The sequence below is a fragment of the Microbacterium sp. LjRoot205 genome (genome assembly GCF_056175745.1).
In genome coordinates this window covers 33,864-49,696 of sequence record NZ_JBGFFH010000003.1, presented here as the reverse complement: position 1 = coordinate 49,696, position 15,833 = coordinate 33,864, and the positions used below count along the sequence as shown (strand labels likewise).

Sequence of the window (15,833 nt, the reverse complement as noted above, 5' to 3'; positions counted from 1 at the left end):
AGCCTTCGATATCAAGCTGTAACCGCGGAATGTTGGCTGAGGCGTTATGGAAGCGCTTCCAAGCGAGCATGAAAACGACGGTGTCGATACACTTTGCTTATGGCTGACAGTTCCTTTGACATCGTCTCGAAAGTGGATCACCAGGAGGCCGAGAACGCCCTGAACCAGGCGCGCAAGGAGATCGAGCAGCGCTACGACTTCAAGGGCACCGGCTCGTCCATCGCCTGGAGCGGCGAGCAGATCCTGATCATCGCCGGCACCGAAGAGCGTGCGAAGGCCGTTCTCGACGTCTTCCAGTCCAAGCTCATCAAGCGAGGCATCTCGCTCAAGAGCCTCGAGTCGGGCGACCCGTTCGCGAGCGGCAAGGAGTTCCGCATCGTCTCGACCCTCAAGGACGGCATCTCGTCGGAGAACGCGAAGAAGATCAACAAGATCATCCGCGACGAGGGCCCCAAGGGCGTGAAGAGCCAGATCCAGGGCGACGAGCTGCGCGTGCAGTCCAAGAGCCGTGACGACCTGCAGTCCGTGATCTCCCTGCTCAAGGGCTCGGACCTCGATCTCGACCTGCAGTTCATCAACTACCGCTGACCTCGCAGATCTCAGGGGGACGGATGCCGAGGCATCCGTCCCCCTTCTCTATGCCCGCCGATCGCATTCCGAKATATGGGGCGATGTGCCCGAGACTGGATGCAGTCGCGTCCCGAATGCGACAGACGATGCGGCGATGCATGACGCGCTGCCGAACCGCGGCTCCGCGCTTCGCGGATCGCGGTTCCCGCCTTGTGGGGACTGGGCGCAGTACAGCTCCGTGCACGCCATCGTCTGTGGCCGGCGGGTGTCCCAAACACCCGTCGGCCACAGAAATCACCCGTACTTGATCCCGCGACGACGCACCGCGCGCGAGCCCCGACATGCTCGTCCGAAAACTCGTCTGTGGATTATTGGCATCGCGATCCACTTCGTGATGTAGTGGCCGTCCGGGCACATCATGGGGAGCCCGGATCTGGAAAGCAACTGGGGGCAGTCCATGAACACCAACAGCTCGATGACGAGTGTCAGAGAAAGCAAGCAGCTCTTAGCAGAGGAGGTTTTTCAGCACATCGGCGCGCAGATCGTGGACGGTGTGCTGGAGCCGGGGTATCGCATCCGCGATGTCGATGTCGCCGAAGAACTGCATGTGTCGCGGACTCCGGTGCGAGAGGCGTTACAGCGCCTCGAGCGTCTCGGGCTCGTGACGATGTACCCGAGCAGATACACCGAGGTCACGGCGGTCACACCCGAGACCGTCGAGCAGACGCTCGAGTTCGCGGGGTATCAGGCGGGGATTGCGGCTCGAATGGGCGTCGCGCGGATGAGCCAGGAAGAACGCGAGAGCCTCGCCGAACTCGTCGAGCAGATGTACACGGCGCTCGATGACGACGTGCACATCTCCAACACGAGGTGGGCGGTGTTCTCGTTTCTGAGCACGCGCAGCCGGAACGCACAGCATCAGGTGCTGATCAACGATGCGAGCATGGCGCTGTTCCGCAACCTCCGCGGCTGGAGCGTTCCCGAGAACGACCGGGAGCGCATGCTCCAGGTCTATCGGGACTTCCACGACGCGGTGCTGCGCGGCGATGCCGATGACGCAGAGCGTCAGGCCCGACTGATGCACTACGTCTGACCGCTGCGTCTGATCGCTGTCAGCGCGCGGCCGTCCAGCCTCTGACCCACCGGTCGAGGCGACGATACGCTTCCTCTCTCGCCTCATGGCGAGAGAGGAAGACGTCGTGCAGGGCACCGTCGATGCGCTCGACGGTGACAGACGGACCGAGCTTCAGCGCCGCCCGCGCGATGTCGTCGACCACCAAGACCGAGTCTGCTCGGGTGAGGTCTTCGGACCATCGTGTGGGCGTCGCCGAGCGTGCGGAGAGCAGCACGCACACGGCTGCGTCGATCGTCAGTCCTGCCGCGACCTTGGCGTGTCCGGAGAGGATCGCGTGGAACCATCCCGCGTGCACGGCCATCGTCTGCGCGGGTCGCCACGTGAGGTTCACCTCGACAGGGTCCTCGGGGTCGGCGACCTCCTGCTGCGCCCGGGTGTAGAACCCGAGATCGACCTGCGGGGCGACCTCGCGGGGAGCCCACCGCGCTTGCAGCTCTGCGACGGGAGCGATCAGCGGGCGGGCCGACGCGACCTGGAACTCGAGCCACGGACTGTTCAGGATCACGGCATCCGCTGTCCCGGGGTGCCGCGATGCCCACAGGCTCAGCGTGAGCCCGCCCGTGGAATGTCCGAGAAGCACCAGGCGCCGCGTGGATGCGGTCGTCTCGGGGCTGCGGCCCATCGCGTGCAGGGCCGCAGCGATGTCCTCGTCGTACGCGCCGAGGTCGGTGATGTACCCGGGCGTCTGACCGTCGCGCAGACTGCGTCCGTACTTGCGCAGGTCAAGGGCGAAGAAGCGCGCACCTCGCGCGGTCCAGAAGCGAGCGAGTCTCTTCTGGAAGAAGTAGTCCGACCAGCCGTGCACGTAGAGCACGTCGACGCCATCGAGCGGAAGACGATGCCCCCGCATGCGGTTCCACCACGGCTGCTCCCGCGGCAGGGCTCGCACGAGAGTGGCGACCAACGGCCCCTCGTCGTCCTCACCGAGTTCGAGCGTGAGCTGCTCGAACTCGTCGCCGAGAACGTCCGGTATCCACTCAGGCATGCCGCCAGGCTAGCCGACGGCGTGCGGGCTACTCGGGAGCGGTGTGTCCGACCGTGAAGTTGCGCACGACCTTCTCTGCCAGAGGAGCCGGGTCGGCGGCACCGGATCCGTTGTCGTAGGTCATCAGGCGGATCCAGTCGAGGCCGACGCGCACGTCGAGGATCTTCTCGCCGTTCTGGCCCTCACTGGCCTTGGCGGCATCGGCGCCCTCGACCTCGACGGGGTCGCCATCGAGCTTCTCGAACGCCCATGCTCCTGCGGGAAGCGTCGTGAGCATCAGATAGCTCGATCCCTCGTACTCGCTTCCGGCCGACTTGAAATAGCAGATGCGGGAGCCGTTGACGACCTCGTACACCTCAGCAGGGATCCCCCAGCCGCCGAAGTCCGTGAAGAGAGCCGCGTCCGAGACTCCGAATGCGGCGTCCACCTGCTCCGGCGTCACGAAGCGCTCGCAGGGAGCACCGACGATGTCGCTGTCGACGTACTCGACCTCGCGCGTGCTCGACGCCGCCGACGCCGCGATCCCCCGCAGCGCCTCTTCGATCGGGGAGGTGTCGTCCGCGCCGAGATCGGGGTCGACGACGGTGGCCGACAGCAGCACGTCTCCGTCTGGCAGCTCGAACCCGCAGCGTCCGTTCTCACAGCTCGCCGCTTCGCCCCAGAAACCCTGACGCTCGGTCGCGCCGGCGATCACCGCCTGCGCATCCGGGACGATCGTGACCTCCCAGTTGCGCTCCGCGTCGCCTGCCGAGCAGGCGATTCCGCCGGCCCGCTGGAACATGTGCTGCGCCGGACCGGGAAGCCAGCTCATCGCCGACACTGTTGAGAGCACCGGCTCGACAGGTGTCGACGGCTCGCCCAGGAGCTCCTCCATCGTCGCGGCGACGTCGTCGCACGTCACGTCGAACGCCGTCTCCGGCTCGACGATCGGCGCCGGTGTCGGTGTCGGCGTCTGAGACAACGACTCAGACGGCGAAGCCGAGGGCTTCGGCTCAGCTGTCGGCCCGGCGGTGCACCCAGAGACGAGCAGCAGGGCAGCAGTGCCGAAGACGATCAGAGAGCGCAGTCGCATGCACTCAGCCTAAGGATGCCGACTCTCCGACACGCGAGGTGCCGACAACGATCCGGTGTCGGTCACTCTCCGCGAGAGACGCGCACCATCTCGTCACGCGGCACGACCTTGACGCGGGCACGCTCCTGCGGCGCGCCGAGGGCGACCTCGTGCTCGTCGAGTCGATGCCAGCCCTCGAGGTCGGTCCACTTGACGCCGCGTTCCTGCAGCAGCGCGGGGATCGCCTCTTCTGAAGGGTCCTCCGGGTGCCACCACGACCCCTGGTCGTTGATGATGTGCCGCACGGTCTCCATGGCATCCGACTTCGTGTGGCCGATGAGCCCGACCGGTCCGCGCTTGATCCAGCCGGTGGCGTAGATGCCGGTCATCTGCTGGTTCGAGTCCTTGGCGAGCACCTGGCCCTCGCGGTTGGGGATCACGCCGTGCTTCTTGTCGAAGGGCACGCCGGGGAGCGGTGAGCCGAAGTATCCGATCGCGCGGTAGAGCGCCTGCAGCGGCACTTCGCGCATCTCACCCGTGCCCACTGCGCCGCCCTGTCCGTCGGGCTTCGTGCGCTCGTAGACGAGGGCCGCCACGCGGCCGGCTTCGTCCTTGCGGACCTCGACCGGGCGGGCCCAGAAGTGCAGGTGCAGGCGACGGGATGCCGTTCCCCCTGCGTTGTTCGCATCGCCTCTGGTGTCATTGACCGACGGCCGCTTGCGCCACGACTGCAGGATGCGGTCGATGACCATGACCTGCTTGTTGCTGGCCACGGCGTCCTTCGACGCCTCGTCGTAGTCGAAGTCCTCGTCGTACACGACCATGTCGACGTCGCGCAGCTCGCCGAGCTCGCGCAGCTCGAGCGGGGTGAACTTGACCTGCGCGGGGCCACGGCGACCGAACACGTGCACGTCGGTGACCGCGCTCGCCTTCAGCCCCTCGTAGACGTTCTCGGGGACCTCGGTCACCAGCAGGTCTTCCGCGTGCTTCGCCAGCATGCGGGCGACGTCGAGAGCGACGTTGCCGTTGCCCAGCACGCCGACCGAAGCGGCATCCAGCGGCCATTCGCGCGGCACGTCGGGGTGTCCGTCGAACCAGCTCACGTAGTCGGCTGCCCCGTAGGCGCCGACCGCATCGATGCCGGGGATGTCGAGGGCGGTGTCTCGGATCGCTCCCGTGGCGAAGATCACCGCGTTGTAGTGGTTCTTCAGATCATCGAGCGTGATGTCCTCACCGAAGCGCACGTTGCCGAACAGACGGATGTCGCCGCGGTCGAGCACATCGCGGAGCGCGTTGATGATGCCCTTGATGCGGGGGTGGTCGGGGGCCACTCCGTAGCGGACCAGGCCGTAGGGTGCCGGAAGCTGCTCGAAGAGATCGATGGAGACGTCGAACTTTCGCTCGGCCTTCAGCAGGATGTCGGCGGCATAGATGCCGGCGGGGCCCGCTCCGACGATGGCCAGTCTGAGCTTGGTCATAAGGGGTCCTTTCGTATGCCGTCACGCCCGACGCACGCGGCCGATGGCCGCGACGCGGTCAGCTGGAGCGTTCGACGAGGGTCTCTGCGAAACGGGTGAGCGCATCGCGCACGGTGCCGCGCGGAAGCGCGGTGAGCGCATCGATCGCATCCCGGGTCCAGGAATGCGCGAGCGCGAGGGTCTTCTGAGTGCCGACGTGGTCTCGGAGCTCGGTGAGCGGGCCGTCGAGGATCCCGGGGTCCTCGCCCTCGGCGATGCGGGTGACCCCGTCGTCGATGCGGGCGGCGAGGTCGATCGACGCGTCGTCGGTCTCGGCCTTCAGCAGCAGGTACGGCATCGTCGGAACGCCGGCGCGCAGGTCGGTTCCCGGCACCTTGCCCGTGTCCTCGGGCTTGGCCGACAGGTCGATCACGTCGTCGAGCAGCTGGAAGGCGACGCCGATCTTCTCGCCGTACACCCGCAGCGGCTCTTCGTATTCCGAGGGTGCGTTCGAGAAGATCACGCCGCCCTGCGTCGCCGCGGCGATCAGGGAACCGGTCTTGTCGGCGAGCACCTGGAGGTAGAACTCGATGGGGTCGTCTCCGGGCTGCGCACCGAGAGTCTCGTGCATCTGGCCGAGGACCAGACGCTCGAAGGTGTCGGCCTGCAGGCGGATGGCGCGCTCGCCCAGACGCGACATCAGCTGGCTCGCGCGGGAGAAGAGGATGTCGCCGGTGAGGATCGCGATGTTGTTTCCCCACACCGCGTGCGCGGCGGGGACGCCACGACGGCGGTCGGCGCCGTCCATGACATCGTCGTGGTACAGCGATCCGAGGTGCGTGATCTCCAGCGCCTTCGCGACGTCGATCACCTGCTCGGTGTTGCCGTCGCCCAGCTGGGCCGCCAGCAGGGTCAGCACGGGGCGGATGCGCTTGCCCCCCGCCTCGTAGAGGTAGCGGCTCGCGGCGTCGGCCAGCGGGTCGGCGACGCGCACATCGTCGGCCAGACCGGTCTCGACACGCTCGAGACCGTCTTCGATCGCCTGAGCGATGCGTCGACCTGCAGTGCCGATGAAGACACGGTCGCTGAAACCGAGACGGCTCGCCAGTCGCGAACCCGGGGCTACGCGGCTCGAAGTCACGGTCTCAGCCTACCGTCGTCAGCCGTGCGGGTTCGCGCGTGGTACTCACGCGGCCTTGAACGCCCGGTGCAGCGCGACGATCCCGAACGAGAGGTTGCGGTACTCGACCTCGGTCCACCCGGCCTCGCGAATCCACGCAGCGAGCTTCTTCTGATCCGGCCAGTCGCGGATCGACTCGTTCAGGTAGTCGTACGCGTCGCCGTTCGTGCCGGCGATACGGGCCACCCGAGGTAGCACCTGCGAGTTGTAGAAGCGGTACCCGGTACGGAACAGGGTGCCGGGCGGGGTCGAGAACTCGTTGATCACGAGGCGACCGCCCGGCTTCGTCACCCGCAGCAGTTCGCGGAGCGCCTTCTTCGGATCGTTGACGTTGCGGAGGGCGTACGACATGGTGACGGCGTCGAACTCGCCGTCCTCGAAGGGCAGATCGGTGGCATCCGCCTGCACGAAAGAGAGATTGCGGATGCTGCCGTGGCGCCGCTTGCCCTCGGCGAGCATGCCGGGCGAGAAGTCGGCGGCGACGACCTGCGCTCCGCTGCGGGCGAGGGATGCCGACGACGATGCGGTGCCCGCACCGAGGTCGAGGATCTTCTCCCCCGGCTTCGGGGCGACGGCCCTGGTCGTGGCTGCGCGCCAGAGGGCGTCGTTGCCGACCGTCATCGCCGTGTTCGTGCGGTCGTAGCCCGCGGCGACCTGGTCGAACATGCCGCTGACGCGGGCCGGGTCCTTGCCGAGATCGGCGCGGTTTGCTTCGTTCGAGGTCACGTGCCCAGTCTAGGCGCGAGGTGCAGGGCATCGAGGCGATCGAGCCAGAGATCCGGAGTCGCATCGTCGAACGGAGCGGTCTGATCGCGCACGCGCTGCTCGAGGTCGAGCGCGAGTGCCTCGAGCCGGGTGATGATCTCGGCGGGATATCCGTACTGCACGATGTGCTCGGCCCACTCGTCGCGGTCGTCGACCCAGATGCCCCGCGGCCCATCGACCCGCACGACGTCGAGGTCCATGTCGATGCCGACCGCGAGCAGCGGGTCGTCCGACCAGCGCACATCCCATCCGATGTCGATGTAGACGCGCATGCCCTTCGGATGATCGCGATTCACGGTCAGGGCGAAGTCGGGCTGTCGCGGCACCAGCGTCACGTTGGGGGTCTCTGCGATGTAGGCCGCACCCGGTCGAGCGCTGGGCCAGCCGGCCGGCTGGCCGATCCAGTCGCCCCACTCGTCTGCACCGAGATACACGCACTCGTGCCGCCAGTGCGGCGAGCCGTCCCATTTGCGCCACTGGAAGATCATCTCGGTGCCGGGTTCGGGGCGGGCGTCGCTCATGCACTCAGCGTAGGCGGGGTCACTCACATCCCGGTCGACGAGCGACGAACTAGGCTGGAGGGGTGAGCAGCAGGCTGGTCGTGGAGACCCGAGAGATCGATCCGGTCGAGGATCTCCTGGCCTACGCCGACCCGTCGCGGCCCCTCGCCTGGCTGCGCCGCGGTGACGGCATCGTCGCCGTGGGAGACGGCGTGGTCGAGACGGTCCGCATTCCCGCAGGCGCTGCGTCCATGCGCTCGGCCGCCATCGCTGCCGCCTGGCGAGACCTGGCGGAGGATGCCGAGATCGACGACGACCTCCGGCTTCCCGGCTCGGGGCTCGTCGCGTTCGGTGCGCTGACGTTCGACGAGGACTCCGCCGCCGACAGCGTTCTCGTCGTGCCTGCGCTCGTGATCGGCCGGCACCATGGGCGCACGTGGCTCACCCGCATCCGCTCGACGTCGCACTCCGCGGCCGAACCGCAGCCCGATGCGTCGACGATCGGCTACGGCCCCCATTGGGCCGGCACGGTCGGGCCGGGGGCGCAGAGCCCGCAGGGCTATCAGGACTCCGTCCGCCAGGCGCTCGACCGCATCGCCGGTGGCGCCCTCAGCAAGGTCGTGCTCGCTCGCGACCTCACCGGCAGCATCCCCGCCGGATCCGACCTGCGCCGCCTCGTCCGCGCGCTGTCGACCGGATACCCCGACACCTGGGCCTTCGCGGTCGACGGGCTGATCGGCGCGAGCCCCGAGACGCTCGTCACCGTGCAGCAGCGCACCGTCACCGCCCGTGTGCTGGCCGGAACCATCGGCCGAGGGGCCGATGCGGACGCCGACACCACGGCATCCGCTCACCTGGCCTCGAGCACCAAGGATCTCGACGAGCACGAGTATGCGGTGCAGAGCGTGCTCGCCTCGCTGCGCCCGCACACGCGCGCGCTGGCCGCGAGCGAGCAGCCCTTCCTGCTCAAGCTGCCGAACCTCTTCCACCTGGCGACCGATGTCGAAGGCGAGCTGGCCGACGGCGGCTCGTCGCTCGATCTGGTCGGCGCCCTGCATCCGACGGCCGCTGTGGCAGGAACCCCCACATCCGCTGCGATCGCGGCGATCCGCGAGCTCGAACCGTTCGACCGCGGTCGCTATGCCGGCCCGGTCGGGTGGGTCGACGGAGCCGGCAACGGTGAATGGGCCATCGCGCTGCGCTGCGCGCAGTTCACTCCCGCCGAGACCGACATCGCCGTCACCGCCTATGCGGGCGCGGGAATCGTCGCCGGCTCGGACCCCGAGTCGGAGCTGCTCGAGACCCGAGTCAAGTTCCGTCCGCTGGTCGACGCCCTCGCCTGAGCGACGCCGGTCGCCACCCGGTCAGCTCGCGGCGAGACGCTTCTTCTCGGCCTCGACGTCGAAGTCGGCCGCCGGCCACTGCGGATCGATCTGCTGCAGTGCGTCGAGCAGCAGCTCCTGCACGGCGAGGCGGGCGAACCACTTGTGGTCGGCCGGGATCACATGCCAGGGTGCCGCAGCGGTCGAGGTGCGCTCGAACGCCTTCTGGTAGGCCGCCATGTAGTCGTCCCAGAGCAGTCGCTCGTCGACATCGCCCGGGTTGTACTTCCAGTGCTTGTCGGCCCGCTCGAGCCGCTCCATCAGCCTCTCCTTCTGCTCGTCGCGAGAGATGTGCAGCATGACCTTGATGATGCGGGTGCCGGAGGCCGCGACCTCGGCCTCGAACTCGTTGATCGCGTCGTACCGCCGTTCGATCTCGTCGGACGGGGCCAGCGACCGCACCCGGCCGATGAGCACGTCCTCATAGTGCGAGCGGTCGAAGACGCCGATGAACCCCGGCTCCGGCAGCCGCTTGGCGACACGCCACAGGAAGTCGTGCGCGAGCTCCTCCTCCGTCGGCGCCTTGAACGCCGTGAGCGCGACACCCTGCGGGTCGACGCCGCCGACGACGTGCCGCACGATGCCTCCCTTGCCCGCCGAGTCCATCGCCTGCAGGATCAGCAGCACCGAGTCCTTCGCGACTCCGACGCGACTCTCGGCGAACAGCCGCTCCTGCAGCTGATTGAGCTCGTCGAGACCGGACGCGAGATCGCGCTTGCCGTCGGCCTTCGCGCCGCTGTATCCCGGAGTGCTCTGCGGATCGACGTCGGAGAGACGGAATCCGTCGCCGACCTGGAGGGTCTTGGCCCACTCGTGCGCTGTCATGCGTTCATCCTGCCACTGCGGATGCACGCCACGCCGAACCGGATCAGCGCGTGAGCGGCACCTCGATCAGCTGACGACCACCGGCCGGAGCGGTGAGAGCCTGATCGAGCGCCGTGCGGGTCGTGACGCGCTGATACTCCCACCCGTAAGCGAGGGCCAGCTGCTCGAGACGCACCGTGTGCGGGGTGTAGAACGCTCTGTCGAGGTCGGCGCGAGCCGCTGTGCCCGCGACCTCCAGGCCGTCGAAGATCGTGCCGCCGCCGTCGTTGCCCACGATGACCTGAATGCGCGGTTCGTGCTCATCGGGTGGCAGCAGCAGCGCTCCGACGTCGTGCAGGAAGGCGAGGTCGCCGAGCAGCACGCGGGTGACCCCCGGGGCTCCCCCGGCCTGACTCGCGAGAGCGATGCCTGTGGCAGTCGCGATCGTGCCGTCGATCCCGGCGAGTCCGCGGTTGGCGTGCACCGGGACCTTCTTGCCGCCGAGCACCGAGTCGGCCACCCTGACGAGGCGCGACGAGCCGAAGACGAGCCGGTCGTGCGGCCAGGTCGCCCGCCAGACGGCGTCGGCGAGGAGTTCGCGATCGAGCGGGCGGCGCACGGCAGCCAGCTCGGCCCTCACGGCATCACGTCGAGCGGACGGATCGGTGGAGGTGAGACCGTCCTGGTCGGGGGCGCGTTCGCTGAGGTCGACGGCGCGAGCGGCGGATGCCGTGAGCCAGGCTCCGAGCCACTCGCGATCGGCGGGGCCGGCGGCGACCGCGACGGACGCCGCAGGCGTCGTGCGCCCGTTGAGGTCGAGAGCCTCCCCGCCGCGACGGACGGCGATCACCTCGACGTCGGCACGCGACAGCAGACGGGCCACCTCGCGGCTGAGAGTCGGATGCCCGAGCACCACGGCGCGCTCGATGCGGCCGCCCAACTCGTCGTCGCTCAGCAGCGCTCGATAACCGTGCACGACCTGGCGTCCGAAGCGGGCACCGCTGACGATCTCGGCGATCAACGGCCAGGATCCGGCGTGTGCGACCTCTTCGGCATCCGGCCCGGCATCGGCCCCCGCGATCACGACCGTACGCGGCCCGCGCTCGAGCACGAGCGACTCTGCGGCGACCGGCCTCGGAGCCTCGCCCGGTGCGATGTCGACAGCGGGAACGTCGCCAGACAGCGGCTCACGCGACGGCAGATTCAGGTGCACGGGGCCTGAGACTCCGGGGAGGCCGTGCTCGGCATCGGCCCCCATCGCGGCCGCGACGGCTCGCACCGCCAGACCTGACCAGTCGCCGTCACCGGGAACAGGTGCGTCGATCTGCTCGCGCACCCAGGAGGCGAACATGCCCGGTTGGATCGTCGCCTGGTTGGCTCCGACTCCGCGGAGCTCGGGCGGGCGGTCGGCCGTCAGCAGCAGCAGCGGCACTCCTGAGTGGAAGGCCTCCATCGCCGCCGGGAGGAGATTCGCGGCGGCGGTTCCCGAGGTGCAGAGCACTGCGGCGGGAACTCCGGTCTCACGCGAGAGACCCAGTGCCGTGAACCCTGCGACGCGCTCATCGATCCGCACATGCAGGCGCAGGTGCCCCTGGTTCGCGGCGTGCACTGCGGCGAGCGCGAGCGACTGAGATCGAGAACCCGGCGAGAGCACGAGATCGCGGACGCCGTGGGCGATGAGGTCGGCGATCAGGGATGCCGCGGCATCCGTCGCCGGCGATGCTGTCACGGACGCGTGTCCGGCGCCGTGCCGTCCGGTGCGGTGCCGTCGTCGGTCTCGTCCTCGAGCTTCGCGAGCTCCTCTTCGAGGCGGCGGATGCGGGCATCCTGTTCGCTCTTGCTGATGCTGCGGAGGAACTGGGGGTCGTCGTCGGGGGCGATGATGCGGATCGCCCCGCCGTTGTCGTTGGCGCGGCGGCGGCCGAGCGTGAACCAGAGGATCCCGCCGATGACCGGGATGAAGACGACGATCGCGATCCACGCGGCCTTGGGCACGCCCCGGTGACGCGTCGGCGGCTGCACTGCGCAGTCGACGATGCTGAACACCCAGAAGATGGCGGCCAGGAAGCCGCCCACGATCAACAGTCTCGCCACCCCTCCAGTGTAGGCGGGTCTGCGAGACGTGGACCTGTGGGGGTGCCGTCGAGCGGTCGCCGATGCCCGATTGTTAGACTGCGCGCACCATGCATGCCCCGTCGACGCGACTGCGACACCAGGGCGTCGAGCGGATGCTGATCCTCCGGGTCGCTCTCGCGCTCGGCCTCGCCCTGCTGCTCGTGATCGGCGCGTGGTCTACGTCGCATGGCAAAGCAGATGCGCACGCGACGCTGTGCCTCGCGCCGGGTGCGAGCGCCGCGTCGCTCTCGGGCCACCATGACGGTGGCGGCACCGCGATGGATGCGGCCCCGTCCGATGCCGGGATCGTCGTCGTCGCCGCGCTGTGCTGCTTCGTGCTCGTGCTGCTCCTTCTCCGGTTCGGCAGACGCGGCGGTCTCATCCGCACCGGCATCCCGGCGCGTGCGTCTGCTCCGCCTCGCGCGGGCCCGCAGCGGTGCATCCCCGCGCTCACCCTCACGCAGCTGTCGCTCTCCCGCACCTGAATCAGGCACGCCGTTCGTCGGCGACCCCCGGCCGCACTCTCGTCGCGGCCTCATCACCCTGCCTGATCCGAACCGTTGGAGAACCCCATGAAGACCCCTGTCAAGGCGACCCTGATCGCCATCGCCGTCGCGATCGTCCTCGCGATCGTCGGCATCGTCTATGCCATGTCGCAGCAGGCCGCTGATCCGGCTCCGCCCGAGGGTGAGAAGCTGCAGACCGTCCGCACCGACTCGCACGTGCTCGACGACGGAGGGGCCGGAGCCGTCACGGTCGTCGAGTTCCTCGACTTCGAGTGCGAGGCGTGCGCCGCGTTCTACCCGATCGTCGAAGACCTGCGTGAGCAGTATGACGGCGAGATCACCTACGTCGTGCGGTACTTCCCGCTGCCGGGGCACATCAACTCGACGCAGGCCGCTCTCGCCGCCGAGGCCGCGGCAGAGCAGGACCGCTTCGAGGACATGTACCACCGGCTGTTCGAGACGCAGGCCCAGTGGGGCGAGCAGTCGGAGGAGACTCCGGAGGTGTTCCGGGCGCTCGCCGTCGACCTCGGACTCGACATGGCCGCCTACGACGCGGCGGTCGCCGACCCGGCGACGCTCGAACGCGTGCAGGCCGACAAGAGCGACGGCGAGCGGCTCGGAGTGCGCAGCACCCCCAGCTTCTTCATCGACGGCGAACCCGTCGTGCTGGAGGCGTGGGATGACCTCGAGGCGGCGATCGAGGAGGCTGTGAACGGGTGAGTCAGAGAAGGCCGCGGGCGACGAGCGCCTCCTGATAGCCCGCGGCCTTGTCGTGGATCACCTGTCGACAGGCGATCAGCGACTCGATCTGCGCATCGAGTGAGCGTTCGTGTGCACGCAGCAGGGCGAGTCGCTCGGCCTCATTGCCGCTGCCCGCTCGCACGAGGGCGGCGTATTCGCGCAGCAGCGCGATCGGCGCCCCGGACTCGCGGAGCCGCCCCAGCAGGGCGAGCCATGCGAGCGAATCGTGGGCGTACACGCGCCGCCCGCCGGAGGTGCGGGGCACATCACGAGGGAACAGCCCCTCGGCCTCGTACCAGCGCAGGGTGTGCACGCTCACGCCGGCCAGGCGCGCGAGCTCGCCGATGCTGAACGTGCGCGTCGTGTCGACCACATCAACCATGAGGACTCCTCCTTGACTTCGAGTGCACTCTAGATCGTACGGTCGGATCATGACAGCTCCTCTCGACATGATCGCCCGCCAGCAGCCGCTCTCGTCGGAGTTCGGCTACCGCTCCACCGCGGCCGAGGTGATCGCGGGCACAGACCTCGCCGGCAAGACCGCGATCGTCACCGGCGGCTATTCCGGACTGGGACTCGAGACGGTGCGCGCGCTGGCGGATGCCGGAGTGCGCGCGGTCGTTCCGGCACGGCGTGTGGATGCGGCGCAGCAGGCACTCGACGGGATCGCGGAGGCGGCGGTACGGGGCGCCGATCTCAGCGACCTCGACTCCGTCGCGGCGTTCACGGAATCGGTGCGCCGCGACGGTCAGCCGATCGACCTCGTGCTGAACGTCGCCGGCATCATGGCCACCCCGTTCGGTCACACGGCGCAGGGCTTCGAGTCGCAGTTCGGCACCAACCACCTGGGTCACTTCGCCCTGGTGGGCGGGGTGGCGGACCTGCTGTCGGACCACGCCCGCGTAATCTCGTACTCATCCGGAGGGCACTTCCGCTCCCCCGTGCGGTTCGACGACATCGACTTCGCGGCGACGCCCTACGACCCCTGGGTCGCATATGGGCAGTCGAAGACGGCGAACGCTCTGTTCGCGGTGGGCCTTGCGCGACGCGGCGCCGAGCGCGGCATCCTCGCCTTCTCGGTGCATCCCGGCGGGATCATGACCGAGCTGCAGCGGCACGTTCCCCGTGAGGAGCTGCTCTCTCGCGGCTGGATCGATGAGGACGGCACCCCGAACCCGCGTTTCAAGACACCGGCTGAAGGTGCGTCGACAGGGCTCTGGGCAGCGACCGCCACGGAGCTGGTCGAGCGCAGCGGTGCGTATTGCGAGGACTGCTCGATCAAGGGGATCGTCGCGCCCGACCACAGCGACATGACCACCGGCGGGGTGAAGGAGTGGGCGATCGACCCTGAGGCCGCCGAGCGACTCTGGGCGCTGTCGGTCTCCGCGACAGGCGTCGACGCCTTCGCCTGAGTCTGACCGCCGCGGCCCGATCAGTCGAGAGAGAGCCGGAGGATGCGGTCGTCTCCGTCTGACGGATCACCGCGTCCGTCGGTGTTGTTCGTGAGGATCCAGGCGTCTCCTCCCGGCCCGACCACGACATCGCGCAGGCGGCCGAACTCGCCGACGAACTGTTCGGTGCCGGCCGTCAGATCATCGAGCGGCACCGTGCGCAGGCGCTCGCCCCGGAGGTTCGCGATCACGATGCTCGAGCCCGTCACGGCGATGCCGCTCGGGCTCGCAGTCTCCGGCCGCCACTGCTGCACGGGGTCGATGTAGTCGCCGTCGTCGGCGATTCCCTCGACCTCGGGCCAGCCGTAGTTGCCGCCGGGCTCGATGACGTTGAGTTCATCCCAGGTGTCCTGCCCGAACTCGCTCGCGTACATGCCGCCTTCCGCATCCCAGGCGATGCCCTGCGGATTGCGGTGCCCGTAGCTGTAGACGGGTGAGTCGTCGAAGGGGTTGTCTGCGGGAACCTCTCCCTCGGGTGTGAGCCGCAGGATCTTGCCCGACAGCGCGTCGAGGTCCTGAGCGCTGTCACGATCGCCCGCGTCGCCCGTCGTGACGTACAGCATCCCGTCGGGCCCGAACGCGATGCGCCCGCCGTTGTGGTTGCCGGCTGCGGGGATGCCGTCGATCACCACGGTCGCGGGCCCCAGCGACAGTCCTCCCGCGTCCCCGAGGATCGTCCGCCGCTCGACACGGTTCTCGCCCTGCGCCGTGAAGTACGTGAAGAGCTCGCCATCGCTCACGGCGAGCCCGAGCAGTCCGCCCTCGCCACCGGGTTCCACGCCGTCGATGACAGCGACCTCGTGCACCTCGCCGGTCTCGCCGATCTCGAGCACGCGGGCGCTGTCGCGCTCGCTGACCAGAGCGGCGTCGCCGTGGAAGGCGATCGACCAGGGTGCTTCCAGCTCGTCGACGAACGACTCGGATGCCGGCGCGGACACCGGGCTCGGTGCGGGGGCGCAGGACGCCAGCACGAGAACTGCGCTGACGGATGCGGCGGCGAGCGCGGCAGCGGTGCGCGGTCGGGTCGCTGAGGGGCACGGCATCCGATTCGCAGGCATGAGTCCATCCAACGCGTTCTTCGCGCGGAGCGACAGGGACGATCCAGGCGTCGTCGCGTGGGCCGCGTCGGTCGGGGTCATCGCGGGCCTGCTTCTCGCCGGGGGGGGTTCATGACGGTCGGCGGCGTCGGAT

At 68.7% G+C, this 15,833-nt stretch carries 17 protein-coding genes; 6 read left to right on the top strand and 11 right to left on the bottom strand.

The annotated features are described in order from the left end of the window. The first annotated feature begins 99 nt into the window (after window positions 1-99). Together AC04ME_RS08240 and AC04ME_RS08235 are read left to right on the top strand one after the other, a co-directional pair. Window positions 100-588 carry a YajQ family cyclic di-GMP-binding protein gene (locus tag AC04ME_RS08240; protein ID WP_042538692.1) on the top strand — a complete coding sequence of 163 codons (489 nt, stop codon included), beginning with the start codon at window positions 100-102 and terminating at the stop codon, window positions 586-588. A gap of 439 nt (window positions 589-1,027) precedes the next feature. Beyond that, window positions 1,028-1,663: a GntR family transcriptional regulator gene (locus tag AC04ME_RS08235; protein WP_228385561.1), complete on the top strand. Its 636-nt coding sequence runs from the start codon at window positions 1,028-1,030 to the stop codon at window positions 1,661-1,663. Window positions 1,664-1,682: 19 nt separating this feature from the next. Here the strand turns inward: AC04ME_RS08235 and AC04ME_RS08230 are convergent, their stop codons facing one another. From AC04ME_RS08230 to AC04ME_RS08205, 6 genes are all read right to left on the bottom strand, one after another. Next, window positions 1,683-2,690, bottom strand: a complete 1,008-nt coding sequence (locus AC04ME_RS08230) for an alpha/beta hydrolase (protein ID WP_475434500.1) — start codon at window positions 2,688-2,690, stop codon at window positions 1,683-1,685. 28 nt (window positions 2,691-2,718) lie between these two features. Beyond that, the gene (locus AC04ME_RS08225; protein ID WP_475434498.1) at window positions 2,719-3,762 is read right to left on the bottom strand and encodes a hypothetical protein; all 1,044 of its coding nucleotides are present in this window, start codon (window positions 3,760-3,762) and stop codon (window positions 2,719-2,721) included. Window positions 3,763-3,824: 62 nt separating this feature from the next. Then, complete coding sequence (locus AC04ME_RS08220; RefSeq protein WP_367823744.1) at window positions 3,825-5,219, bottom strand: FAD-dependent oxidoreductase; 1,395 nt, start codon at window positions 5,217-5,219, stop codon at window positions 3,825-3,827. Between the two features lie 58 nt (window positions 5,220-5,277). After that, window positions 5,278-6,339, bottom strand: coding sequence for a polyprenyl synthetase family protein (locus AC04ME_RS08215; RefSeq protein ID WP_042538684.1), 1,062 nt, complete (start codon window positions 6,337-6,339; stop codon window positions 5,278-5,280). 45 nt (window positions 6,340-6,384) lie between these two features. Then, entirely contained in the window at window positions 6,385-7,104 is a 720-nt protein-coding gene (locus tag AC04ME_RS08210) for a class I SAM-dependent methyltransferase (RefSeq protein ID WP_475434496.1), read from the bottom strand. After that, on the bottom strand, window positions 7,101-7,664 hold the full coding sequence (locus AC04ME_RS08205) for a DUF402 domain-containing protein (RefSeq protein WP_042538680.1): 564 nt from the start codon (window positions 7,662-7,664) through the stop codon (window positions 7,101-7,103). Before AC04ME_RS08205 ends, AC04ME_RS08210 begins: the two co-directional genes overlap by 4 nt. 62 nt (window positions 7,665-7,726) lie before the next feature. Between AC04ME_RS08205 and AC04ME_RS08200 the strand changes: the two genes are divergently transcribed. Then, complete coding sequence (locus AC04ME_RS08200) at window positions 7,727-8,986, top strand: isochorismate synthase (RefSeq protein ID WP_475434493.1); 1,260 nt, start codon at window positions 7,727-7,729, stop codon at window positions 8,984-8,986. Window positions 8,987-9,007: 21 nt separating this feature from the next. Here the strand turns inward: AC04ME_RS08200 and AC04ME_RS08195 are convergent, their stop codons facing one another. The 3 genes from AC04ME_RS08195 to AC04ME_RS08185 are packed head-to-tail and all read right to left on the bottom strand — an operon-like array spanning window position 9,008 to window position 11,923. Continuing rightward, the gene (locus AC04ME_RS08195) at window positions 9,008-9,850 is read right to left on the bottom strand and encodes a polyphosphate kinase 2 family protein (RefSeq protein WP_475434491.1); all 843 of its coding nucleotides are present in this window, start codon (window positions 9,848-9,850) and stop codon (window positions 9,008-9,010) included. Between the two features lie 43 nt (window positions 9,851-9,893). Next, complete coding sequence (gene menD, locus AC04ME_RS08190) at window positions 9,894-11,558, bottom strand: 2-succinyl-5-enolpyruvyl-6-hydroxy-3-cyclohexene-1-carboxylic-acid synthase (protein ID WP_475434489.1); 1,665 nt, start codon at window positions 11,556-11,558, stop codon at window positions 9,894-9,896. Then, a complete protein-coding gene (locus AC04ME_RS08185) occupies window positions 11,555-11,923 on the bottom strand; it encodes a PLD nuclease N-terminal domain-containing protein (protein WP_042538672.1) in 369 nt (122 codons plus the stop codon). The genes menD and AC04ME_RS08185 overlap by 4 nt, the downstream gene beginning before the upstream one ends. A gap of 89 nt (window positions 11,924-12,012) precedes the next feature. Here AC04ME_RS08185 and AC04ME_RS08180 point away from each other — a divergent pair, with 89 nt between their 5' ends. Beyond that, the gene (locus tag AC04ME_RS08180) at window positions 12,013-12,429 is read left to right on the top strand and encodes a hypothetical protein (protein WP_475434487.1); all 417 of its coding nucleotides are present in this window, start codon (window positions 12,013-12,015) and stop codon (window positions 12,427-12,429) included. Window positions 12,430-12,516: 87 nt separating this feature from the next. Continuing rightward, complete coding sequence (locus tag AC04ME_RS08175) at window positions 12,517-13,170, top strand: DsbA family protein (protein ID WP_042538668.1); 654 nt, start codon at window positions 12,517-12,519, stop codon at window positions 13,168-13,170. A 1-nt stretch (window position 13,171) separates the two neighbouring features. Here AC04ME_RS08175 and AC04ME_RS08170 read toward each other — a convergent pair whose 3' ends face one another. Continuing rightward, entirely contained in the window at window positions 13,172-13,573 is a 402-nt protein-coding gene (locus AC04ME_RS08170; RefSeq protein WP_042538666.1) for a MerR family transcriptional regulator, read from the bottom strand. 49 nt (window positions 13,574-13,622) lie between these two features. On the opposite strand from AC04ME_RS08170, the gene AC04ME_RS08165 reads away from it, so the two are divergent. After that, window positions 13,623-14,603 (top strand): oxidoreductase, encoded by a 981-nt coding sequence (locus tag AC04ME_RS08165; RefSeq protein WP_475434484.1) that lies wholly within the window; start codon window positions 13,623-13,625, stop codon window positions 14,601-14,603. 20 nt (window positions 14,604-14,623) lie between these two features. On the opposite strand, the gene AC04ME_RS08160 is transcribed toward AC04ME_RS08165, so the two are convergent. Next, a complete protein-coding gene (locus tag AC04ME_RS08160; protein WP_475434784.1) occupies window positions 14,624-15,685 on the bottom strand; it encodes a PQQ-dependent sugar dehydrogenase in 1,062 nt (353 codons plus the stop codon). Between the last annotated feature and the right edge of the window lie 148 nt (window positions 15,686-15,833).

Bases quoted from the DNA above. Each gene is read 5' to 3' on its own strand.
- AC04ME_RS08160 (WP_475434784.1), bottom strand. From the start codon at position 15,685: ATGCCGTGCCCCTCAGCGACCCGACCGCGCACCGCTGCCGCGCTCGCC.
- AC04ME_RS08175 (WP_042538668.1), top strand. From the start codon at position 12,517: ATGAAGACCCCTGTCAAGGCGACCCTGATCGCCATCGCCGTCGCGATC.
- AC04ME_RS08230 (WP_475434500.1), bottom strand. From the start codon at position 2,690: ATGCCTGAGTGGATACCGGACGTTCTCGGCGACGAGTTCGAGCAGCTC.
- AC04ME_RS08170 (WP_042538666.1), bottom strand. From the start codon at position 13,573: ATGGTTGATGTGGTCGACACGACGCGCACGTTCAGCATCGGCGAGCTC.
- AC04ME_RS08240 (WP_042538692.1), top strand. From the start codon at position 100: ATGGCTGACAGTTCCTTTGACATCGTCTCGAAAGTGGATCACCAGGAG.
- AC04ME_RS08205 (WP_042538680.1), bottom strand. From the start codon at position 7,664: ATGAGCGACGCCCGCCCCGAACCCGGCACCGAGATGATCTTCCAGTGG.
- AC04ME_RS08165 (WP_475434484.1), top strand. From the start codon at position 13,623: ATGACAGCTCCTCTCGACATGATCGCCCGCCAGCAGCCGCTCTCGTCG.
- AC04ME_RS08225 (WP_475434498.1), bottom strand. From the start codon at position 3,762: ATGCGACTGCGCTCTCTGATCGTCTTCGGCACTGCTGCCCTGCTGCTC.
- AC04ME_RS08180 (WP_475434487.1), top strand. From the start codon at position 12,013: ATGCATGCCCCGTCGACGCGACTGCGACACCAGGGCGTCGAGCGGATG.
- AC04ME_RS08235 (WP_228385561.1), top strand. From the start codon at position 1,028: ATGAACACCAACAGCTCGATGACGAGTGTCAGAGAAAGCAAGCAGCTC.
- AC04ME_RS08220 (WP_367823744.1), bottom strand. From the start codon at position 5,219: ATGACCAAGCTCAGACTGGCCATCGTCGGAGCGGGCCCCGCCGGCATC.
- AC04ME_RS08195 (WP_475434491.1), bottom strand. From the start codon at position 9,850: ATGACAGCGCACGAGTGGGCCAAGACCCTCCAGGTCGGCGACGGATTC.